Annotated in this window: 17 protein-coding genes and 1 tRNA gene; 11 read left to right on the top strand and 7 right to left on the bottom strand. The window is 33.3% G+C overall.

All coding sequences use genetic code 11. From position 1 onward, the window contains the following. Positions 1 to 188: 188 nt before the first annotated feature. A complete protein-coding gene (ybeY, locus tag AC9UEH_RS01190) occupies positions 189 to 608 on the bottom strand; it encodes an rRNA maturation RNase YbeY (RefSeq protein ID WP_509527672.1) in 420 nt (139 codons plus the stop codon). Continuing rightward, entirely contained in the window at positions 601 to 3,987 is a 3,387-nt protein-coding gene (locus AC9UEH_RS01185; RefSeq protein WP_509527669.1) for a hypothetical protein, read from the bottom strand. The genes ybeY and AC9UEH_RS01185 overlap by 8 nt, the downstream gene beginning before the upstream one ends. Before the next feature lie 148 nt (positions 3,988 to 4,135). On the opposite strand from AC9UEH_RS01185, the gene AC9UEH_RS01180 reads away from it, so the two are divergent. From AC9UEH_RS01180 to AC9UEH_RS01170, 3 genes are all read left to right on the top strand, one after another. After that, entirely contained in the window at positions 4,136 to 4,945 is an 810-nt protein-coding gene (locus AC9UEH_RS01180; RefSeq protein ID WP_509527666.1) for a Fic family protein, read from the top strand. A 100-nt stretch (positions 4,946 to 5,045) separates the two neighbouring features. Further along, entirely contained in the window at positions 5,046 to 6,584 is a 1,539-nt protein-coding gene (gltX, locus tag AC9UEH_RS01175) for a glutamate--tRNA ligase (RefSeq protein ID WP_509527664.1), read from the top strand. A gap of 155 nt (positions 6,585 to 6,739) precedes the next feature. After that, a complete protein-coding gene (locus AC9UEH_RS01170; protein WP_509527661.1) occupies positions 6,740 to 7,726 on the top strand; it encodes an SPFH domain-containing protein in 987 nt (328 codons plus the stop codon). 107 nt (positions 7,727 to 7,833) lie between these two features. Here the strand turns inward: AC9UEH_RS01170 and AC9UEH_RS01165 are convergent, their stop codons facing one another. Beyond that, positions 7,834 to 9,954, bottom strand: a complete 2,121-nt coding sequence (locus AC9UEH_RS01165) for a glutamine--tRNA ligase/YqeY domain fusion protein (RefSeq protein ID WP_509527658.1) — start codon at positions 9,952 to 9,954, stop codon at positions 7,834 to 7,836. A gap of 110 nt (positions 9,955 to 10,064) precedes the next feature. On the opposite strand from AC9UEH_RS01165, the gene AC9UEH_RS01160 reads away from it, so the two are divergent. The 4 genes from AC9UEH_RS01160 (at position 10,065) to AC9UEH_RS01145 (ending at position 11,120) form a co-directional block, all read left to right on the top strand. After that, the gene (locus AC9UEH_RS01160) at positions 10,065 to 10,283 is read left to right on the top strand and encodes a hypothetical protein (RefSeq protein ID WP_509527656.1); all 219 of its coding nucleotides are present in this window, start codon (positions 10,065 to 10,067) and stop codon (positions 10,281 to 10,283) included. Further along, complete coding sequence (locus tag AC9UEH_RS01155) at positions 10,273 to 10,572, top strand: type II toxin-antitoxin system RelE/ParE family toxin (RefSeq protein WP_509527653.1); 300 nt, start codon at positions 10,273 to 10,275, stop codon at positions 10,570 to 10,572. The genes AC9UEH_RS01160 and AC9UEH_RS01155 overlap by 11 nt, the downstream gene beginning before the upstream one ends. A gap of 1 nt (position 10,573) precedes the next feature. Next, positions 10,574 to 10,933, top strand: a complete 360-nt coding sequence (folB, locus tag AC9UEH_RS01150; RefSeq protein ID WP_509527651.1) for a dihydroneopterin aldolase — start codon at positions 10,574 to 10,576, stop codon at positions 10,931 to 10,933. Positions 10,934 to 11,049: 116 nt separating this feature from the next. Continuing rightward, positions 11,050 to 11,120 (top strand) — tRNA-Cys (locus AC9UEH_RS01145). 551 nt (positions 11,121 to 11,671) lie between these two features. Here AC9UEH_RS01145 and AC9UEH_RS01140 read toward each other — a convergent pair. Together AC9UEH_RS01140 and AC9UEH_RS01135 are read right to left on the bottom strand one after the other, a co-directional pair. Further along, complete coding sequence (locus AC9UEH_RS01140; protein ID WP_509527648.1) at positions 11,672 to 12,262, bottom strand: hypothetical protein; 591 nt, start codon at positions 12,260 to 12,262, stop codon at positions 11,672 to 11,674. A gap of 430 nt (positions 12,263 to 12,692) precedes the next feature. After that, positions 12,693 to 13,865, bottom strand: coding sequence for a cation:proton antiporter (locus tag AC9UEH_RS01135; protein ID WP_509527646.1), 1,173 nt, complete (start codon positions 13,863 to 13,865; stop codon positions 12,693 to 12,695). A 431-nt stretch (positions 13,866 to 14,296) separates the two neighbouring features. On the opposite strand from AC9UEH_RS01135, the gene AC9UEH_RS01130 reads away from it, so the two are divergent. From AC9UEH_RS01130 to AC9UEH_RS01115, 4 genes are all read left to right on the top strand, one after another. Beyond that, positions 14,297 to 15,484 carry a phosphoglycerate kinase gene (locus AC9UEH_RS01130; RefSeq protein WP_509527643.1) on the top strand — a complete coding sequence of 396 codons (1,188 nt, stop codon included), beginning with the start codon at positions 14,297 to 14,299 and terminating at the stop codon, positions 15,482 to 15,484. 99 nt (positions 15,485 to 15,583) lie between these two features. Next, positions 15,584 to 17,866, top strand: coding sequence for a lytic transglycosylase domain-containing protein (locus AC9UEH_RS01125; RefSeq protein ID WP_509527640.1), 2,283 nt, complete (start codon positions 15,584 to 15,586; stop codon positions 17,864 to 17,866). Between the two features lie 45 nt (positions 17,867 to 17,911). Beyond that, a complete protein-coding gene (locus tag AC9UEH_RS01120) occupies positions 17,912 to 18,895 on the top strand; it encodes a DUF4837 family protein (RefSeq protein WP_509527638.1) in 984 nt (327 codons plus the stop codon). A 10-nt stretch (positions 18,896 to 18,905) separates the two neighbouring features. Then, positions 18,906 to 19,355, top strand: coding sequence for a GNAT family N-acetyltransferase (locus tag AC9UEH_RS01115; protein ID WP_509527635.1), 450 nt, complete (start codon positions 18,906 to 18,908; stop codon positions 19,353 to 19,355). On the opposite strand, the gene AC9UEH_RS01110 is transcribed toward AC9UEH_RS01115, so the two are convergent. Both AC9UEH_RS01110 and AC9UEH_RS01105 read right to left on the bottom strand, forming a co-directional pair. Beyond that, positions 19,352 to 20,164: an OmpA family protein gene (locus AC9UEH_RS01110; RefSeq protein WP_509527633.1), complete on the bottom strand. Its 813-nt coding sequence runs from the start codon at positions 20,162 to 20,164 to the stop codon at positions 19,352 to 19,354. The genes AC9UEH_RS01115 and AC9UEH_RS01110 overlap by 4 nt on opposite strands. Positions 20,165 to 20,166: 2 nt before the next feature. Then, positions 20,167 to 21,804, bottom strand: coding sequence for a S41 family peptidase (locus AC9UEH_RS01105; protein WP_509527631.1), 1,638 nt, complete (start codon positions 21,802 to 21,804; stop codon positions 20,167 to 20,169). Positions 21,805 to 21,864 lie beyond the last annotated feature (60 nt).

Raw genomic sequence — 21,864 nt, 5'->3', positions numbered from 1 at the left:
CGTTTATTCTTTATTGTAAATGTTCCACGTGAAACATTGTTGTTTTTTTAACTGTCAATTCCAAATGCAAAAATACAAAAAAATAATAGCCCCGATTGAAGGGAAAATCCTCGAGGTTTTTTGCGAGAGATTTGGAATGAAAGCGGGAATTACATTTGTAGAAAAACCCGAAAATTCGCTCCTGATTATTATTGTTCCACGTGAAACATTTGCATTTTTTCGTCTTCTTTTTTTCGCATCATTAGCTCGTCAGATTCCGATTTGTCGTTGTATCCACAATAGTGCAAAACGCCGTGGACGAGGACGCGCTTGATTTCTTCGAGGAACGTTACGTTGAAATCGGATGCGTTTTCCCGAACTCTTTCGACCGAAACGAAGATGTCTCCGTGTAGTTCGTTTCCTGCAGAATAATCAAAACTAATGATGTCGGTTAGGGTGTCGTGGTCGAGGTATTGCTGGTTGATTTCGAGCAAATATTCGTCGTCGCAAAACACGTAATTAATGTCACCTTCTTTTTTATTTTCTGATAAAATAACGGCAGAAAGCCATTTAGAAAAGTCGGCTTCGTGGTCTAATTCGAAATCTGTTTCGTAGTTAAAACTAATCATTGTTTTTGAAATATTCTTGAACCTTTTGGTTGAAATTGGAACGCAAAGGTAGGGTTTGTCGGTTTAAAATCTCGATGCTATTGAGATATTCTTGCAAATTTGAAGGCAGCGGTTTGCTTTGATTGTTGAAATCTTTGAGATTTGTTTGCGATTGACGCTTCTTTTCTTCGCCTTGTTGTTGCGTTGCTATTTCTAATTTAAGCAATTCATATTGTAAATTAAGCATCTTTTGAAGGGTTTCGTTATTGAATCCTTTGTTCAATAATTGCTTCTCGATTTGCTTCATTTGCTCTAAAGAATTTTGACCGTTTCCGCCAATTCCTTCTTTGTTTAATGCGTTTTGCAATGCTTCCCGAAGTTGTTTTTGCTCTTGGTAAATCTTCATTATTTCACCTGCATTTCCTTCTCCATCTTCACCGTTTTCTCCTCCTTGCGAATCGCCAGTTCCAGATTTTCCATCTTTGCCAGATTTACCTTTATCGCCTTCACCAGGTTTCTGACCTTCACCCGGTTTTTTCCCATCGCCGGGTTTCTTTCCGTCTCCGGGCTTTTTGCCTTTTTTCATTCCTTCTTTCATGTTTTCGCCAAGTCCTTCTTGCTTTTTGATAATGTCTGGAAGTTGCATTCCCGAACCTTGTCCTTTGCCTGGTTTAGGTTTTCCGCCTTTTCCAGCGCCAGACATTTGCATTTCGGATTGCATATTATTTAAAGCGTCGCTTAGGAAATCAGCCAATTTATTTGCAGCCGAAATCGTATATTGTTGGTGCGAAAGACCTTTTGGAATTTGCGAATCAACAAAACTATCCAAAGCCTTGTCAATATTATAATGCACATTTCCGATTTCTTTCGTAACATCTTCAGCAATTTTTGGGTTTCTTAAAGACATTGCAAACAAACTATCGTCAACGTGTTTGAACTGTTGTTTTAAATTTTGTTGGATTTTTAAATCTTTATTAAACGACGGCGAACCACTTTTCATACCTTTAAACTGTTTCATTAAGTCTTCTTGAGAAAAAGAAAATGCCAATAAATTATCGAGGATTTGACGCAACATTTTAACGTCTTCTTCGAGTTGCTCCATTTCTCCGCCAGACATACTTTCCATCATTTGACCGCCCATTTCCTTCATCTTTTTGGCGGCACTTTTCTGTTTTGGTTTGGCTTTGTCTTTCTTATCTTTTTGTAATTCGTCAGCTGCTTTTTTTAAATCTTCGTCAATGCTTTTTTCTTTATCAGCACCTTTTGGAAGATCAACAGGAGCTTTCAATTCCTTATTTTCCTTTTCCAATTCCTTTAAATCCTCTTGGATTTTATCAAATTCCTTGTTGATTTCGTTTTGCTTTTCGGCTTTATTGTCCTTTTCGTTTTCGGCTAATTTATCTTGCTTGTCCGCTAATTTATCTAATTTATCTGCAATTTGTTCTGCCTTTTTTTCAACGTAATATTTCTTGGTTAACTCAACCAATTGCTCTAAATTCTTGGTTTGGTCTTTGCTCGTTTGTTTGAATTTTTCTAATTTATGAAACAATTCTTCGTTCTTAATTTTATCGTTCAACTCTTTCAGTTCGTCCAATAATTTTTGGTTTTTTTCTAAATCTTTATCCGCTTTTTCCAAACGCTTTTCAAGTTCTTCCTTGAATTCGTCTTTTTTATCGGTTTTAAATTTATCCAAATTTTCTTCCATCTTTTTAGCAAATTCCTTCATCATTTCGTCCTGTTGCTTTTGACGTTTGATGAAATCATTTACTTTTTGTTGGTCTTTAAACTCTAAACTTTCCTTCTCTTTTCCATTTTTTTGCAACTTTTCAATTTCTGAAATTTGTTTGTCTTGGTTTTTTAAAGACTTTTCTAAACTGTTAATGTTATTGTTTTGCTCTTGCAAAATTTGATCTTCTTTTTCTTCGTCAGTAGCAACTCTATTATAAAAAACTGATGATTTTGAACTTTTGAAATTGTGAAGAGCATCGTTATCAAAAACCTCAAAATAATATTCATAAGAAACGCCTTGAACCACTGTAAGATTATTTGGAAATGCAAAAACGAATTGATCGTAAATGTCTTTTTTAACGGCGATTGTTCCTCGTTTTGCAGTTTGTGGTTTGTCTATTTCATTGTAAATAACTTGAAGTTTTGACAACCCATAATCGTCTGAAATTTGACCCAAAACATAGCTTTTAGAAACCTTCAAACTGTCTGGCGCATTGTTCACATTAATTGTTGGAAACTGATCTTTGATTACAGAAATTTGGTAATTCAATTTCTCGTAATTTTGCACTTCATTATTAGATGTAACTATATTATATTTAGTATTTTGAGAAATATTTTTAGTTAATTTAAATGAATTATCATCTTTCAAAAATGAATAATTAGATTTCAAATCCGACCAATTTACACTTTGTGTGGCAATCGTATTCATTTTCCAAGTTACAGAAGTTCCTTCGGGAAGTAACGCATTTCCTGTTCCTTTAATGATTTCAGATTTTTTATTTAAATACGAGGGGAAATTTAAAACCATTTCCAAATTTGAAATTGACGGAACAGTTATAACTGATAATTCAAACTCTTCCGATGAAACTTCATTCGCCTCCACGTGAAACGAAACGTTGGTTGTTGGTTTCTCCATTTTAAATTGGAATTCTCCATTTGCAATGCTTTCCATAAAATAACTTTCGTCACCTATAAAAATCATTGCATTTTCAGGAATTATTTTTCCTTCAGATTTTACTTTAAGAACGAAGTCTTTGTTTTGTTCGGTTTGTAAATCTTTATTTAAAACAACGAATTTAAAAGGGGCTGGCGGAAGAAATTGTTGTTTGAAATGCACTACTCGATTCAAACTTTGAGATAAAATTATGCTGTTTCCAGAAATATAAAAGAAGGCAAAAAACAATATTGGAAGTAAAGCAAGCGGCAAATATTTTTTGTTTGCATTAAAATTAATCGCATTTCCAAAGGGAATTGGCTGCAACATATTTGCTTTTTGTTCAATAGATGCTAAAAGCAATTCTGATTTATCTTGATTGTGTTCCGCATCCGAAAGTTGCAAGAAATTGGTCAGTTTATCGCTTACTTCTGTAAAATGGGTTCCAATTATAGCCGATGCTTCTTTGAAATCAATCCCTTTTTGAAGTTTCAATAATTTGAATATTGGAAAAGCTATAAATCGAAACAATAAGAATACTTCAACTGAAATAAAAACGGTAAATAAAATCGTTCTTCCCATTGGTTTCAACCAAAGAAAATATTCTATAAAAAGTGTAAATAATAAATACAACAAGCCAAAGCCAACGAAGAAAATCATGCCTCGTAGCAATTCATTTGTGTAAAACTTTTTTATAAAAGCCTCTAATTTTTGGTAAATAAATGTCGAACTGTCCAATTTATTTTGAAATTTTATAATAACTGTTAAAAGTAATAATTTAAGTGAATAAAGAAATGTTAAAGACAAAGAAAAAGGTAAAAAAAGTCAAACAAAGTTAATAAAACGTAGATTTTTCGTATTTTTACATAATAACCGACGAAAAGTTATGGACGAACTTATTCAATTATTAAAATCGTATAACGAATTAAATTATACTGCAACTTTAGAAGAAGAGCAAGCATTATTGTATGAATATGTTTATGCTACCAATAAATTAGAAGGCAATCAATTGACGCTTTTGCAAACCACAGAACTTTTTAAAAGTGATACCATTTCTGGAAATAACATTCGGAATTCTGATATTTTAGAACAAAAAGGAATGTATCGCGCGTTGAAAAGAATGTTGTCCGCGGTAAAAAATAAGGAAGATTTGAGCGTGAATTTGATTTTGGAACTCAATTGGCTAACGCTTGGAAGCTTGTGGAACGAAGATTATTATCAAGGCGCAAAGGAAAAAGGGCAACAGCAAAATGAATTTAAAATTAGTCAAAATGTGATTTCTATAAAACAAAATGCCGTTGAAATAGAAAAAATAATACCGTTAAGTTTCCCAGAAAATGTATTTGAAAATATGAGTCAATTGATTGAAACTATCAATAAAAGCGACAAAAATACAGTTGACAAATGTGTGTTTTTGGCACAAGAAATATGGATTCAACAGCCATTTGTAGATGGAAATAAAAGAACGGGAAGGCTTTTGATAAATTTTTTATTGATGAAAGAAGGCTTTCCTTTATTCGTTTTTAATAATGAAAACAACAATTACAACAGTCTTTTGGTTGAACATTATTATAACTCAAAACCAGATTTGATTAAAAACTATATTACAGAAACCCTTTCAGATAAAATGAATGTAACAATAGATTCCTATTCAAAAATCAATAAAGATTTTAAAGGTTTCCGTTTTTTGTTGTAAAACTTTGAAATCAATTCTGTGAAATTGGGATTGATTTTCAATTGCGTCAAATTCTTTATTTGACTAATTGAAATCGTATCTTTGCTGAAAATTTACAAGAATGTTAAAGCAAGTTCGCGTGCGTTTTGCACCAAGTCCAACCGGACCTTTACATATTGGCGGTGTTCGTACCGCTTTATTCAACTATTTATTTGCTAAGCAAAATGGCGGGATTTTCTATTTAAGAATTGAAGATACCGACCAAAAACGCTTTGTTCTAGGCGCAGAAAATTACATTTTAGAAGCATTGGAATGGCTTGGGATTTCACCTGATGAAACTATTGGTAAAAATGAAAAATTTGGTCCTTACCGTCAAAGCGAAAGAAAACATTTGTACAAACAATATGCTGACGAATTAATTAATTCGGGCTGGGCATATTATGCATTTGATACTTCCGAAGCATTGGATTTCCATAGAAAACAACACGAAGAGCAAGGAAAAACATTTATTTATAACCATCACAATCGTGAAAAATTAGATACTTCTTTGGTGATTTCAAATGAAGAAACGCTGAAAAGAATTGCAAATAATGAAGAATATGTAATCCGTTTTAAAACACCTGTTGACGAAACATTACATTTAAAAGACATTATTCGTGGCGATGTAAAGTTTGAAACCACCGTTTTAGACGATAAGGTTTTATACAAAAGTGACGGAATGCCAACGTATCATTTGGCAAATATTGTGGACGACCATTTGATGGAAACGTCGCACGTAATTCGTGGTGAAGAATGGTTGCCGTCAATGCCATTACACGTTTTATTGTACCGTGCATTTGGTTGGGAAGCACCTGAATTTGCTCATTTACCATTGATATTAAAACCTATTGGAAATGGAAAATTATCAAAACGTGATGGCGATAAATTAGGCTTTCCAGTGTTTCCATTAGCTTGGACTCGAGGCCTTCAGGGCGAACAGAGCGAAGCTAAAACGGAAGAAGGAATTTCGCCTGGTTATCGTGAAACTGGATTTTTTCCAGAAGCGGTTATCAACTTTTTAGCATTATTGGGTTGGAATGACGGCACAAAACAAGAAATATTTTCATTAGAAGAATTGGTTGAAAAATTCGATTTGAATCGTGTTCATAAAGCCGGTGCAAAATTTGATCCTGAAAAAAATAAATGGTTCAATCATAATTATTTGCAAATGCAAAGCGATGAAAGTTTGGCGAAATCATTTGCTCCTATCGTAGCTTCAAATGGTATTGCAACGACTGAGGCACATTTAACGAAAGTGGTTTCATTGATAAAAGTAAGAGCTAATTTTGTATCCGAATTTTGGGATTTATCTGACTTTTTCTTTGTGTCGCCAAAGGTTTACGATGAAAAAGCATCTAAAAATTGGAAGGAAGAAACGCCCGAATTAATGCAACAATTAATTGTAGTTTTAGAAAAAATTGAAGATTTTACAACAGAAACAATCGAAACAATAGTGAAAGATTGGATGACTGCAAATGAAATAGGAATGGGCAAGGTTATGCAACCGTTCCGATTGAGTTTGGTTGGTGCTTTGAAAGGGCCACATTTATTTGATATCGTGGCTTTCATAGGAAAAGAAGAAACCATAAAAAGAATTCAAAAGGCGATTATAAGTTTATAATTGGCATTATAATTCATAAAAAAAAGAGGCTTAATCGCCTCTTTTCTTGTTTTTAGAATTAATATATGCCCTTTCTTCCTACAGAAATGTTAATAAATATTATTATGGGTTTAATTTGACTACTTTAACACCTAATTTAAATCGATAAAAACATTATGGACCACATTTTCTTAATTATTTTTTTAACCTTTGGGTTATTCGTACTTTTCTCTTCCTTTTTTACAGTGAAGCAACAAACGGCAGTGGTAATTGAGCGCTTTGGAAAATTTCTAAGCGTTCGAAATTCAGGATTACAACTAAAAATTCCTTTAATTGATAGAATTGCGGGTCGTGTAAATCTAAAAATCCAACAACTAGATGTTGTAATTGAAACAAAAACTAAAGACAATGTATTTGTAAAACTAAAAGTTTCCGTTCAATTTATGGTTGTGAAAGATACCGTTTATGATGCATTTTATAAATTGGAATATCCGCACGATCAAATTACTTCGTATGTATTTGATGTGGTTCGTGCTGAAGTTCCAAAATTAATTCTTGATGATGTTTTTGAAAGAAAAGATGACATTGCTATTGCGGTAAAAAGGGAATTGAACGAAGCGATGACAACTTATGGCTATACAATTATCAATACATTGGTTACCGATATTGACCCAGATATTCAGGTGAAAAATGCTATGAACAGAATTAATGCTGCCGATAGAGAAAAAACGGTAGCCGAATTTGAAGCAGAAGCATCCCGTATTAGAATTGTTGCCAAAGCCAAAGCAGAAGCAGAAAGCAAACGCTTACAAGGTCAAGGAATTGCAGACCAAAGACGAGAAATTGCAAAAGGATTGGTGGAAAGTGTGGATGTTTTGAATAAAGTAGGGATTAATTCTCAGGAAGCTTCTGCATTAATCGTCGTTACTCAACATTATGACACTTTGCAAGCAATTGGAGCAGACGCAAACTCTAATTTAATATTATTACCGAATTCTCCTCAAGCAGGAAGCGACATGTTGAACAATATGGTAGCAAGTTTTACCGCAAGTAATCTAGTTGGCGAATCTATGAAATCGGGAATGAAAAAAACAAAAACTAGAAAAGCAGAGAAACATCAGGCAGAGGATACTTCAAATGAAGCTTCAGAAACGGAAGAATAAATTGTGGCGAATTTTATAAAAAAGAGGCTTTATCGCCTCTTTTCTGTATATATCAATCACAAACAATAAAAAAGCACCTCGACGAAGTGCTTTTTTATTGTTCAAATCTATTTATAATATTTTAAAGCTTCTAAAACTTTTTCGTTTTTTTCTGAAAGTTTCAATTCTGAAAGTTGCGTTTTAAAATCATTTAAATTTTCTAAATCACTTTTTAAATTTAGAATTGCAAAAAATCTAACCGACGGCATTTGACTTTTTAAAGACATCGAATAGAGTTTTGTTAACGCTTCCGATTCTATATCTTTAAATTGAATTTTATCAGAATAATGCAAAATCAAATTTGAAAACAATAATGCGTTATTGTCGTTTTTCACATTTTTGACAATTGTTTGACAAATTAAACTGAAATTATCGACACTTTTAATGTTTTCAATGATGGATTCTAATATTAAATTTGCAGCTGTTTCGTCCTTTTCTTTCACATATTTATTGATTTCTTTTTGCATCGACATCAATAAATTTTCTTCTTTTTTACCTTTTTCTTCCCAAGCGTCTTTTAGTCCAACCGTTCTGTTAAATACTAATTTTTCAACCGTTGAATCCTTATCAACATTGAAATAACCCAGACGTTGAAATTGAAATTTATCTCCCGATTTTACGGTTGCCAAACTCGGTTCTACAAATCCATTTGCAATTTGTAAAGAATTAGAATTCATAAATTCTAAGAAATTTTTCTCCTTGTGACTGTCGGGCGCTTCGTCAATAAAAAGACGGTCGTACATTCTAACTTCGGCTTGAATTGCGTGTTGAATAGAAACCCAATGCAACGTTCCCGCAACCTTTCTTTGACTTGCTTCGCTTCCACTTCCGCTTTGGCTGTCTTCGTCATACGTAACGTGAATTTCGGTGATATTTCCAGCAGCATCTTTTATAACGCTTTCTCCTTTAATGATATAGGCATTTTTTAATCGCACTTCTTTACCAATTGACAATCGGAAAAATTTAGCTGACGCTTCTTCTAAAAAGTCTTCTCTTTCGATGTAAATTTCTCTTGAAAACGGAACTTTTCTAAAACCTGCACTTTCATCTTCTTGATTGTTTTCGGCTTCCAATAATTCTTTTTTTCCTTCAGGATAATTGGTAATTACGACTTTAATTGGGTCTAAAACCGCCATAACTCGAGGCGCAGTTTTGTTTAAATCTTCGCGCAAGCAAAATTCCAAAACAGAAACATCAATCACATTCTCCCGTTTTGCAACTCCAATGGTTTCGCAGAATTTACGAATAGAATTGGCTGTAAAACCTCGTCTTCGCAAACCCGAAATTGTCGGCATTCTTGGATCGTCCCAACCGTTTACGATGTTTTCTTGAACCAATTGTAAGAGTTTTCGTTTGCTCATTACGGTATAATTCAAGTTCAAACGCGCAAATTCGTATTGATTTGGTCTTACTTTAATGTTATTAGAACCTGAAACAAGTTCAGGTTGAATCTGATTTAAAAACCAATTGTATAATTCGCGGTGCATTACAAATTCTAAAGTACAAATAGAATGAGAAATTTGCTCGATATAATCGCTTTCACCGTGAGCGTAATCGTACATTGGGTAGATTTTCCAATCGTTTCCTGTTCTGTGGTGATGGCGGTGTAAAATTCGATACATCAAAGGATCTCGCAGCAACATATTTGTAGATTTCATATCAATTTTAGCTCTCAAAACGTGACTTCCTTCTGGGAAATCTCCGTTTTTCATAGCTTCAAATAACGATACGTTTTCTTCAACCGAACGATTTCTATAAGGTCCGTCAACTCCAGGTTGTGTTGGCGTTCCTTTTTGAGCCGCTATATCTTCTGATGATTGACTGTCAATATAGGCTTTGTCATTTTTAATCATCAACACCGCCCAATCGTATAATTGTTGGAAATAGTCCGATGCATACCGTTCTTCAGCCCATTGGAAACCCAACCATAGCAAATCTTCTTTGATAGCGTCAACATATTCTTGTTCTTCTTTCGCAGGATTCGTATCGTCAAAACGCAAGTTTACAGGCGCATTGTACCGCAATCCTAAACCAAAATTCAAGCAAATGGATTTGGCGTGACCGATATGCAAATAGCCATTAGGTTCTGGCGGAAAACGAAAACGTAATTTATCTTGAGGAAAACCACTTGCTAAGCTGTCTTCTATAATTTGTTCAATAAAATGAAGTGATTTCTCTTCGGTTGACATAATTTTCTAAATTGAAATGCAAAGATAAAAATTTAGATGAGAGATAAAAGACTTTGAGATAATAGAATTTGAATTGAATTTATTAGTATTTTTGTATAAAACTAAAAGCTATGAGACAATTAACCGTTACAATTCCAGACGATTTTTACGAAACTTTTATTAATTTTTTCAAGCACGTTCCTGAAGTTTCAATAGATGATGAAAACATTTGTGAGGTTTCATTGTGGCAACAAGAATTGGTTTTAGAACGTATAAAAAATGCTAAACCAGAGGATTATGTCGATGCTAGAGCGTCATTAAAAAAGATAAAAGATAAATATGGTTTTTAATGTAAAAACCTTAGTTAGAGCTGAACTTGAAATAGATGAAGCTGTTTTTTATTATGAAACAATCCGAAAAGGTTTAGGTAAAAAATTTTTATTAGATTATGAAAATCAATTAAACACACTCTATAATTTTCCTTTTTTTGAAGAAAAATACAATATTGTACGTGTCCTGCCTTTAAAAAAATTCCCTTATTTGATTCATTTTACAGTTAACGAATTAGAAAAAACGGTTTCGATTCAAGCTATAACCAACAATCACCAAGATCCAAATACCACAAAATTAAAAGAATAAAATGGGTACAATAAAACTTAAAAATATCAGAACGTTCTCGTATCACGGATGCTTGCTTGAGGAAGGTAAAATTGGTTCGGATTACACGGTTGATTTAGAAATTAAAACCGATTTAAGAAAATCGTGTTTGTCGGATGATTTGAAAGATACGGTTGATTATGTGCTTTTAAATCAAATTGTTGAGGAAGAAATGGCGATTCGTTCGCATTTATTAGAGCACGTTGGGCATCGAATAATCACGAAAATATTTGCAAAAATTCCGTCGGTTTCCAGAATTGTATTGGGTGTTTCTAAGTTGAATCCTCCTATTGGCGGCGATGTTGAAGCAGTTACTATAGAATTAGAAGAATACAGAAATTAGATTTTTTGAGGTGTATAAAAATGATAAATTGAGAATCGTCTTTTTAAAGAAACTTTTTAAACATTAAACTTCTAAACACTAAACTTTTTTATATATTTGCAATCCAATTAAATAATGGCGTCGTGGCCGAGTGGCTAGGCTGGGCTCTGCAAAAGCTCCTACTCCGGTTCGAATCCGGACGATGCCTCTAAAACCTTCAAGGAAACTTGAGGGTTTTTTTATGGGAATTTTTAGGAAAAATTAATTAAAGCAGTTTTCGAATCCAGAAGATATGATTCTAAAGCCTTCAAGGAAACTTGAGGGTTTTTTTGGTGTAAATTTTTAGGAAAAATTAATTAAAGTTATGTTCGAATCCGTCCCGAAAGCTTTCGGGAGTTGCCTCCAGAACCTTCAAGGAAACTTGAGGGTTTTTTTGGTGTAAATTTTTTGAAAATTTAGTAAAGATATTATTCGGTTCTCCCGAAGCTTCCGGATGGATGGTGCCTCTAAAACCTTCAAAGTAACTTGAGGGTTTTTTGTGGAAATTTTCAGGAAGGGTTTGATTAAAAAAAACAATGCTAAGTTGCTTGATAGTTTTGTTTTTTAACGTTTTGCTGCTACAAGAAGTTGGCGATTTCGGAGCACAAAACTGTCTGCCAGCACTGAACTTGATACGAAGCACAAAACTTTATTTACCCACTGAACCGCCAATTTCTTGTAGGTGCTGTTATAGCCCGTTTTTCTTTCTGTCGTCATTGATTATTTGTCGTGAAATTTAACACTGTCTGGCGAAAACTTCGTCTTACAAGCAGGATAAAAAAATACTGTTCCTTGTCCTGGATTTATCGAATTGGATTTAAGTATAAATTTGCATTCATTTTTAGAAAGCCAATATCTTTCATTTATGCTGTCTGTCAAACAATAATTGATGTCGAACGCAGGTCTGTGTTTTTGAATACCGCTTTTTATTTCTTTTTCTACCATTTTTTTGTCAGGTGTCAAAAAGTAAAAACGGTCACGATTTGTTGGCAAGTCACTAGTTTTATAAATAAGTTTTGGGTCGTCAACTTCTTTAAATCGTCTGTCTTCCCAATGAACTTGACTTGTCCGATTATTAAGAATTTCTTCAATCTCTTCTTTGAAGTATGGCACACTTTCATTTCCACGAATTAGAATAACGCTGTCCCATTCAAAATCTGTAACGGTTGCAAGGTCAAAAGTGTCAGAGCCGTTTTTAATTGCGTTTATCTGTCCTTGGTCAATTTTTTCGTAAAAGCGTTTTTCAAAATTGTCGCAACCTGTCAAGATTGTTAATGCAGTAAATGCCAATATGTATGTTGTTAGTCTCAAGTTTTATCGTTTTTTAAAATGGGCTATAACTTGTATATATGTCTGACAAAATCAGACTTATCTACCCAATTTTGGGGAGATTGTTGCTACTGATTGGCATATTTTGTTCAAATATAGTTATTACGTATTACAAATCGTCAAAAGGACTTTTTATTTGTAAAAGGCAATTCGGTTTTCGGGAAATCTAAAATCATAATTCTTAAATCGAGGTTTGCTCGAGGGATGGCAGCGGAAAAAATTCCGTATATCTTCCAACTAATTTAGTAAAAAATTTCACAACAATAAGATTTTTCTCATATTTAAATATGCAACAATTAAATTAAAATTCTTGCGAAAGAAAAAAGTGAATTTTGCACATTTTCTCTATTTCTTAAAACCGCTGTTAGCGGCTCGGGCTTCTATTTGTGCGAAGAAAAGTTGTTGCATATTGTCAATTGTTTTTATGAGGTTTGTTAACCATTAAACCAAACATCATAAGCAATGCCGTTAGAATTATCACTTGAATAATGAGTGCTTTATTAACAAGTGAAATAGTATTTGTCGGCTCGATGGAAAGAAATAGTAAAATGGTTATAAGTCCTCTTGGAGCAACAAACAATAAAGGCTGTAAAGGAAGTTTAGAAAGTTTGAGTTGAATTAATCGAAAAGCAAAAATAAAAAACACTATTGCCAAAGCCCAAATAAAAGTTTCAGGGTTCAAAACTTCACTTGTTTCAATTAAGTAGCCGAATAGTAAAAAGAATAATGCTCTAATCAGAAATGCTGCTTCAATGGTCAGCTCTTTAAATTTATTTACTTCTTTATTTAATTCGTCAGGTTTTAATTTATCTATCCACTTAAATTGTTTCAACTCGTCAAGATTACCAATTGATAAGCCAAACAGCAAAATGAAAATTAGTCCAGGCAAATGATAGATTTTTGAAACGGCATAAATCAAAACTACAAGCAGAATGATTGGGACAAACTTTATGTGATGCTCAATTTTGCTTAAAAGAAATGATAGTCCGATGGTTGCGATAAACGAAACAACTGAAATGATTAGCAGTTGCAATCCAAAGTGGCCGAATGAGTTTGTGTCAATTGTTTTATTTAATGCAAGAAAGTTGAAAAACAGAACTCCTAAAATGTCAGACAAACTACTTTCATAAATCACAAATTCTTTATTGTGAGACGAAAGATTTCTAACACTTGGAATTGCAATAGCACTGCTTATTACACAAAAAGGAATTGCATTTGTCAAACTGTCTTTTAGTCCAAAGTGTCCGAAATACCGAAATGCAAATGCCAGCAAAAAAGCTAAAGCAATCAATGGGATTAATGCGCCCAAAAAAGATTTTTTGATTTGTCCGAACTTAGATTTATTAAGTTCAAGTTCTAATGAACCTTCGAGCACAATAAGAATAAGTCCGACTGTTCCTAAAACGGGAAGTATCGGAGAAAAGTCAGGAAGATGAATGTCAAGCAATGCTGTAAGCTGTCTAACCGCCCACCCCAACAATAACAAAAGAATTACTGAAGGGATTTTTGTTTTAGATGACGTCAGGTCAAATACATACGCAATGAGCAGAAGAACGCAAAATGTTATAATTATTGTTGTTGTCATTATTCGTGAATAGGTGTCTTTTTTTTGTCAATTAGTTTAAAGTTTGCTCTTTCTTAATAGCATGAACTTATATATGTGTGTTACAAAGGAGCCCCTATCACCCCTAATTCGGGTAGATTGTCGCTACTCACTAGCATATTTTGTTCAAATATAGTTATTACGTATTACAAATCATCAAAAGGGCTTTTTATATATAAGTCAATTTGGCTTTTCGGGAAATTTAAAATCATAATTCTTAAATCGAGGTTTGCGCGAGGGATGGCAGTGAAAATCCCGCGCTTTTTTGCGTGGATTGCAGCGCAAAGCCCGACCCGAAGTTTAGTATTAAATGTCTCGTCTCTCTAAACGTTCTAAACAAGGGTCGCGCCAAAAAAATAAAAATACTATCTTTGTAGCGAATTTAATAAACAACCAATAAAAAAATTTCACCAATGAAAACCTTTCTAGACTTCAATTTTAAAAACAAAAAAGCAGTAATTAGAGTAGATTTTAATGTTCCTTTGGACGAAAATTTCCGCGTTACAGATACTACCAGAATTGAAGCGGCGAAACCTACAATCGACAAAATTATTGCCGATGGCGGAAGCGTGATTTTGATGTCGCACCTCGGGAGACCAAAGGGAATTGAGGAAAAATATTCGTTGCAACACATCGTGAAAACGGCATCGGAAATCTTGGGAACGGAAGTGCTTTTTGCTTCGGATTGTGTGGGTGAAATTGCTGAAAAAGCAGCTGAAAATCTGCAACCAGGTCAAGTTTTATTGCTTGAAAACCTTCGTTTTTATGCCGAAGAAGAAGCAGGAGATGTTGGTTTTGCAAAAAAAATGGCGTCTTTGGGAGATATTTATGTAAACGATGCTTTTGGAACGGCGCACAGAGCACACGCATCCACAACAATTATTGCGCAATTTTTCCCAGAAAACAAATGTTTTGGAGCCTTATTAGCAAAAGAAATTGAAAGCTTGAATAAGGTTTTAAAAAATAGTGAAAAACCAGTAACTGCAGTTCTTGGAGGCTCGAAAGTATCTTCAAAAATCACGGTTATCGAAAATATATTAGACAAAATTGACCACATGATTATTGGTGGCGGAATGACTTTTACTTTCGTGAAAGCGTTGGGTGGAAAAATTGGAAATTCTATTTGCGAGGACGACAAAATGGAATTGGCTTTAGAAATTTTGAAAATTGCTAAAGAAAAAGGCGTTCAAATTCACATTCCTGTTGATGTTGTTGCTGCCAATGCTTTTTCAAATGACGCACAAACTCAAATTTTAGATGTTAGCCAAATTCCTGACGGATGGCAAGGTTTAGATGCGGGACCAAAATCATTGGAAGCATTCAAAAAAGTAATTATGGATTCAAAAACGATTCTTTGGAACGGTCCTTTGGGAGTTTTTGAATTGCCAACTTTTGCCAACGGAACAATATCTTTAGGAAATTATATAGCAGAATCAACAGCAAACGGTGCTTTTTCACTTGTTGGTGGTGGCGATTCTGTAGCTGCCGTAAAACAGTTTGGTTTAGAAGACAAAATGAGCTATGTTTCTACTGGTGGTGGGGCAATGCTTGAAATGTTAGAAGGAAGAATTTTGCCAGGAGTTGCAGCAATCTTAGACTAAAAGACATTTTAACACTAAATATTGATTTTTTACGTTATTAAATATTAGATTTGTAAAATACGTAATAAATTGAATTGTAGCATTTTGACATTAACATTTATGAATATACAAAAAATAACCATAAGCCTTTTTCTGATTTTATCACTAAACACCTTTGCTCAAGATCCAGTTTGGAATTTGAAAAAGGAAACGAAAAAGTCTTATTTAGATTCTATAAAATCGACATTTGTTCATGATAATATTGCCGCTTGCGTGGACAGTTTGTGGATGAAAGAATTGTCGAATTTGGATTTATACAACGACCTTTCTGTTGACATTAAAACCATTAATATTGATGAAAAAGTTGATTTTGAATTACCAACCGCATTACTGAAATCAAGACTTGCTGCAATGGATGCGAAATCGCCATTCAATATAGAATACAATCAAGGTCTTGAAAACATCATTAAATCCTTTCTAAAAAACAGAAAAAAATCATTCGAAAGATTGATGGCAATTTCTGAATATTATTTTCCAATGTTTGAAGAGGCAATGGCGAGACAAAATGTGCCTTTGGAAATTAAATACTTGGCGGTTGTAGAATCGGCATTGAACCCAAAAGCAGTTTCAAGAGTTGGTGCAACGGGACTTTGGCAATTTATGTTTCAAACCGGTAAACAATACAATTTAGATATAAATACATACGTTGACGACAGAAGTGATCCCTTGAAAGCGAGTGATGCGGCGGCGTTGTATATGTCGAATATGTATAAAATTTTTGGCGATTGGGATTTGGTTTTAGCATCTTATAATTCAGGACCAGGAAATGTTGCCAAAGCAATTCGTCGTTCTGGCGGACAACAAAATTTCTGGAATATTAGAAAGTATTTACCAAAAGAAACACAAGGTTATGTTCCTGCATTTTTGGCTACCATGTACATTTACGAATACCACACAGCACACGGAATTGTTCCCAATCGCGCTATAATTAAGCATTTTGCGACGGATACAATTATGATAAAGCAGCAAATTTCTTTCAAGCAAATTTCTGATTTATTGAATATTCCTGTTTCACAATTGCAATTATTGAATCCTTCCTATAAAAGAGATGTAATTCCTTTTATTGCAGGTGAAAATCATTTCTTGAGATTGCCGAATGATAAAGTCGCAATTTATACTTCAAATGAAGACAAGATTTATGCTTACACGCAATATGAAGCCAGCAAAAGAGAACGCCCTTATAAAAGCAGAGGAATCGCGGTTCGTGATAGTTTAAATTCAGATTCAGAACGAACAGTTGTTTCTAAAACCAGATTTTATAAAGTGAAGCGTGGCGATAGCTTGAGTGAAATTGCGGGTAAATTTGGCGTTGCAATGTCTGATATTAAAAAATGGAATAAACTTAAAAACAACAAAGCTCCTAAAGGTAGAAATTTGAAAATTTACAGTTATGAAAGTGTTGCTGTGATTCCTAAAAAAGCAGAAGTAAAAGCTGCTGAAATCAAAACAGACACCGCTATTGTTGCTTTAAATACTACTGTTTCAGACAAAAAGTATAAAGAGGAACAAGTAGTTTCATTTGTGAAAACAACGAAAAAATATAAGGTTAGAAAAGGTGATAATTTAGGTTCGATTGCTGCTAAATATGATGTTTCAGTTTCTGATATTAAGGAATGGAACAACCTAAAAAAGAATGCAATTTCTTCTGGAAAAACTTTAAAAATAATGACAACCGAGAGAGTAGTTTCGAAAGTTAGAAAAGAAATTAAATCGGATAAAAAACCTGTTGAAACTAAAGATGCACTAGCTTCAGCGGATTCTAAATCGGATAAAAATTCAACTGTTGAGGGTTCAAAAACACCAGAATATTATGTAGTTCAAAAAGGAGATAACCTTGGGAATATTGCAAAAAAATATGCTGTTTCTGTTGAAGATTTAAAACAATGGAATAATTTAGATGATGTAAATGTTCAACTTGGATTTCAACTTAAAATTGCAAATGAAAGTGAAAATCCAGAAGCACAAGTTGCTGTAAAGAAAGAATATAAAACACAAGAATATGTTATTTTGAAAGGCGACAACATTGGAAATATTGCAAAAAAATATAAAGTTTCATCGGATGATATTAAATTATGGAACAATTTAACTGACAATAATATTCAATTGGGAAGTATAATAATAGTCTCAAAAACGGAAATTATTGTTACAGAAAAAGCGGCTAAGAAAGACAAAATAGCTTCAAAAGCCACTAAAAATCAAGAGCATTATTATGTTCAAAAAGGAGATTCACTTTATACGATTGCAAAAAAATATCCTGGAATTACCATTTCAGATATTAAAAAATGGAACGGCATTAGCAGTGAAAATCTTAAACCGGGAATGAAATTAAAAATTAACGGATAATACAATATCTTTACTTAAATTTGGACTTAAATTCATTTATATATTATGAATAAAGTCCATTTTTTTTTGCTTTTAACGGCTGCATTTTTTGTTTCGTGCAATAACAAAAGAGATACTTCCACTGAAAAAACTACGGGCGAAATCAACACTATTTCCATACTTATAGACGATCAATTGTGGAAAGGGGAAATAGGAGACAGTGTCCGAAACAAGTTTGCTTCATTGGTTATTGGACTACCGCAAGAAGAACCTCAATTCACCATAAATCAATATCCTATTAAATTTTTAGAAGGATTTGTAGTAAATAGCAGAAACAGTATTGTAATAAAAAAAGAAGCTGTTGGCCGGTTTGAAATTAAAAAGAATGAATTTGCTACACCTCAAAATGTATTTTATATTTCAGGACGAAATACGATAGAAATCATCGATACTATCGAAAAGCATACGCCTGAAATAATTCAGATAATGCGTCAAACAGAAATCACAGAAAACCAAAGAATTAACGATACAGCACTGATTAAAACCGAGCGAATAAAAAAGAAGTTCAAAATTGCTTTAAATATTCCAAAAGGGTACAATAGCGTTTTGACTCGCAAGAAATTTATATGGTTTAAAAAAGAAATAACTGGCGGAAGTACAAGTATTTTAATTTACCAAATACCTATCAATAACATCGAAAATCATCCTAATTCGAGTGTGATTAATACTATTATCAAAATGAGAGATTCCATCGGTTCTCTTTATATTCACGGAATGGAACGGCATTCAAAAATGATTACCGAGCAAGCCTATTCCCCCTATTTTTTCAACATAAAATTAGACGGAAGAATCACCTATGAAACGAAAGGAACTTGGGAAATGAAAAATGATTTTATGTCTGGACCGTTCATAAATTATTGTATTACAGACTATAAAAACCGAAGAATGTTAGTTTTGGAAGGATTTTGCTATGCGCCATCTAAGAAAAAAAGAGACTTAATGTTTGAATTGGAAGCGATAATTAAATCGGTGAAATTCATAAAAAAATAAATAAAAAATTATGCCAATTAAATGGGTAACGAAAAAATTTGATGCACTTTCTGTTGTCGAATTATATCAAATATTGAGATTGCGTTCCGAAATTTTTGTTGTCGAACAAAACTGCGTTTATCAAGATTTAGACAATAAAGATCAAAAAGCATTGCATCTTTTTGGAGAGTGTGATGGTGAAATAATTGCCTATTCAAGACTTTTTAAAGCCGGTGATTATTTTGATTCTTCTTCTATTGGGAGAGTTGTTGTAGCGGCAAATTACCGTGACAGAAAATTTGGACACGAGCTAATAGAACAAGGAATTGATGAAATTAAAAGGCATTTCAAAGAGGAAAATATTACTATTTCCGCTCAATTGTACCTAAAGAAATTTTATGAAACACATGGGTTTATCCAAACTTCAGAAATGTATTTAGAAGACGATATTCCACACATAGAAATGAAAATTAAGGTCTAAATTTTTGTAATTAAAAGCTCTACGCGTCTATCATATTCTGGACCTTTACCTAGCGGTACACTATTTCCATATCCTTTAAAGGTCATTCTGTCTTTTGAAATTCGCCTAAAAAGCAAGTATTTATAAACAGATCCTGCTCTATTAGTTGAAAGTTCTCTTTTTCTTGTTTCTCGGTCAATTGCCTCTTTTTGATACAGCGGAGTACAGCAAACATGTCCTTGTATTTCGAATTCAATATTTTTGTATTTCATTAAATCCCGAGCAATTTTGTCTAATTGTGTTTTGGCTTTAAACTCTAATTTACTGCTTCCTCTTTCAAATAATAGGTTGTCAAGATAAATATGATCGCCAACAATTTGCTTCTTTTGAATGGAGTTATAAAACCCTGGAAGTTCAATTTTGGGAAGTTCTTTTAGGTTTAACACAACGTCCACTCTACGATTTTTCGAACGTTTTTCAGGTAAATTTTCAACCATATCGTCATCAATCAATATGCGGCCTTTACCTTCAATAGTTACAATAATTTTATTTTTGATACCGTTATTTAAAAGCATTTCCTTGATGGTATTTGCTCGGTTAGACGATAATTTAAAATTATAGGCGTCTTTGCCTACGTCATCTGTATATCCAAATATTTGCACTGATTCTATCCTTGTAGAATCCGTTTTTTGGATATAATCAATAACCGCTTTGCCTTGCTTTTCATCCAAGTTGAACTTATCGAATTCAAAATATACCGATTGCACCACCTCATCTTGAGCATATAATAAACCACAAAACAAAATCGGAATAAATTTCAAAAAGCGCATAATTAATTTTTTAATATGTTATTGTATTCCAATTGATTGGTTAAAATTTTAACAGCTTTTTTAATTTCAGAATTGTTTTTTGTGTAATACAAATACAATCCTTCTTTGTATTGGTAGCGTTTGATGATTTCGTCCAAAATCAAGTTTTTAATTTCTTTTTGGTTTTGATTTAATACATTTTCTTCACTTTTTTGCAATGCAGAAAGCAATTGTTGGTATTCAACTGCAATTGAAGTATCTAAATTTTCTTTTTTTGCAACTGCCAATGTCTTTTTTAATGCCAATTCAGTTTCTGTATCAAATGAGAAATTTTCCGTCTTTAAAAAAGTTTTAAAAGCGACGAAATCAGCATCGGTAATTGTGGGAATTGTAGTTCCTAAATTTGGATTTTTGTAATAATAATTGGTTACGAAATTAAAAATACCTTCATTTTTTACCAACGCATCCGAAATAGTACTGAGTTTGGTTTCGTCCATAACAACATCAGGAAGAATTCCTCCGCCATCAAAAACGGTCCGCCCTTTTCGGGTTTTAAAAGCGTTATAATCAGTTGATGCCGTGCGAATTGCTTTGCCATCTTTGTCTTTGTGGGAATAATCTAACGCTTGAATACAGCGTCCAGAAGGGGTGTAATATCGAGAAATTGTAATTTTAATTTGGGTTCCATAACACAAATCAATTGGTCGTTGCACCAATCCTTTTCCAAAACTACGACTTCCAATTATTACCGCTCGATCTAAATCCTGTAATGCTCCAGCCACAATTTCGGAAGCAGAAGCACTTTTTCCATTTACAATTACCACCAAAGGAATTTCAGTATCAATTGGGTCTCGAGTAGTTTTAAAAGTAGTATTATGTTTTTCAATTTTTGATTTTGTGGTAACAATAATCTCATTTTTCGGGACAAAAAGATTACAAATAGCAACAGCTTCGTTTAAAAGTCCGCCGGGATTTCCTCGTAAATCTAAAATAATTTTCTCTGCACCTTCTCTTTTCAATTGTTCTAATGCTTCTTTTACCTGTGTTGATGCTTTATTCGTAAATTGATTCAAAACAATGTAGCCTGTTTTATCGTCTATTTTCCCAAAAAACGGAACTGCTTTCAAATCTACTTCTTCCAATACCAATTGTGCCGATAGCGTTTTGCCTTGGCGGTTGTATTTAATATCCACTTTAGCATTTTTTCCACCTTTCAATAATTCACTTGCATCTTCTTTGAAATCGGCTAGAAGAATATCGCCAATTTGGACAATTTCATCGCCTCCTTTTAACCCAGCTTTGTCAGCCGGATAATTTTTATATACTTCTTTTATGATTAGTTTGGTTTCTTTTCGAGTAATCACAGCGCCAATTCCAGTGTATTCACCGGTGTTGTTGATTTTGAATTTCACAACATCCTGCTCATTAAAATAATTGGTGTAGGGGTCCAAACCGGCCAACATGCTTTTGATAGCTTTGTCCATTAATTCGCCCGGATTGGTATTGTCAACATAATTCATATTTACCGCTTTGAACAATGTGGTGAAGATTTCTATTTGTTTGGCAACTTCAAAAAAATCTTCCTTGAAGCTTGCGCCAATAAAAAGTAAACCACTTGCTACTATGGGAAGTATATATCGTTTTTTAGGGAAAGTGTACATTTATTAACTTTAGAATTTATTGCTAACGAAAATACGAATTAACTTTAAATGACAATGATA

The organism is Flavobacterium sp. (genome assembly GCF_040402835.1).
Taxonomy (GTDB): domain Bacteria; phylum Bacteroidota; class Bacteroidia; order Flavobacteriales; family Flavobacteriaceae; genus Flavobacterium.
The sequence above is the reverse complement of the archived record's forward strand: the minus strand, read 5'-3'. Positions and strand labels throughout refer to the sequence as shown.

What these genes read in the sequence shown, in the direction of transcription:
- AC9UEH_RS01110 (WP_509527633.1), bottom strand. Translation starts at nt 20,164, where the DNA reads ATGCGCTTTTTGAAATTTATTCCGATTTTGTTTTGTGGTTTATTATAT.
- AC9UEH_RS01180 (WP_509527666.1), top strand. Translation starts at nt 4,136, where the DNA reads ATGGACGAACTTATTCAATTATTAAAATCGTATAACGAATTAAATTAT.
- AC9UEH_RS01115 (WP_509527635.1), top strand. Translation starts at nt 18,906, where the DNA reads ATGCCAATTAAATGGGTAACGAAAAAATTTGATGCACTTTCTGTTGTC.
- AC9UEH_RS01170 (WP_509527661.1), top strand. Translation starts at nt 6,740, where the DNA reads ATGGACCACATTTTCTTAATTATTTTTTTAACCTTTGGGTTATTCGTA.
- AC9UEH_RS01120 (WP_509527638.1), top strand. Translation starts at nt 17,912, where the DNA reads ATGAATAAAGTCCATTTTTTTTTGCTTTTAACGGCTGCATTTTTTGTT.
- AC9UEH_RS01125 (WP_509527640.1), top strand. Translation starts at nt 15,584, where the DNA reads ATGAATATACAAAAAATAACCATAAGCCTTTTTCTGATTTTATCACTA.
- ybeY (WP_509527672.1), bottom strand. Translation starts at nt 608, where the DNA reads ATGATTAGTTTTAACTACGAAACAGATTTCGAATTAGACCACGAAGCC.
- AC9UEH_RS01155 (WP_509527653.1), top strand. Translation starts at nt 10,273, where the DNA reads ATGGTTTTTAATGTAAAAACCTTAGTTAGAGCTGAACTTGAAATAGAT.
- AC9UEH_RS01165 (WP_509527658.1), bottom strand. Translation starts at nt 9,954, where the DNA reads ATGTCAACCGAAGAGAAATCACTTCATTTTATTGAACAAATTATAGAA.
- gltX (WP_509527664.1), top strand. Translation starts at nt 5,046, where the DNA reads ATGTTAAAGCAAGTTCGCGTGCGTTTTGCACCAAGTCCAACCGGACCT.
- AC9UEH_RS01130 (WP_509527643.1), top strand. Translation starts at nt 14,297, where the DNA reads ATGAAAACCTTTCTAGACTTCAATTTTAAAAACAAAAAAGCAGTAATT.
- AC9UEH_RS01105 (WP_509527631.1), bottom strand. Translation starts at nt 21,804, where the DNA reads ATGTACACTTTCCCTAAAAAACGATATATACTTCCCATAGTAGCAAGT.
- AC9UEH_RS01135 (WP_509527646.1), bottom strand. Translation starts at nt 13,865, where the DNA reads ATGACAACAACAATAATTATAACATTTTGCGTTCTTCTGCTCATTGCG.
- AC9UEH_RS01160 (WP_509527656.1), top strand. Translation starts at nt 10,065, where the DNA reads ATGAGACAATTAACCGTTACAATTCCAGACGATTTTTACGAAACTTTT.
- folB (WP_509527651.1), top strand. Translation starts at nt 10,574, where the DNA reads ATGGGTACAATAAAACTTAAAAATATCAGAACGTTCTCGTATCACGGA.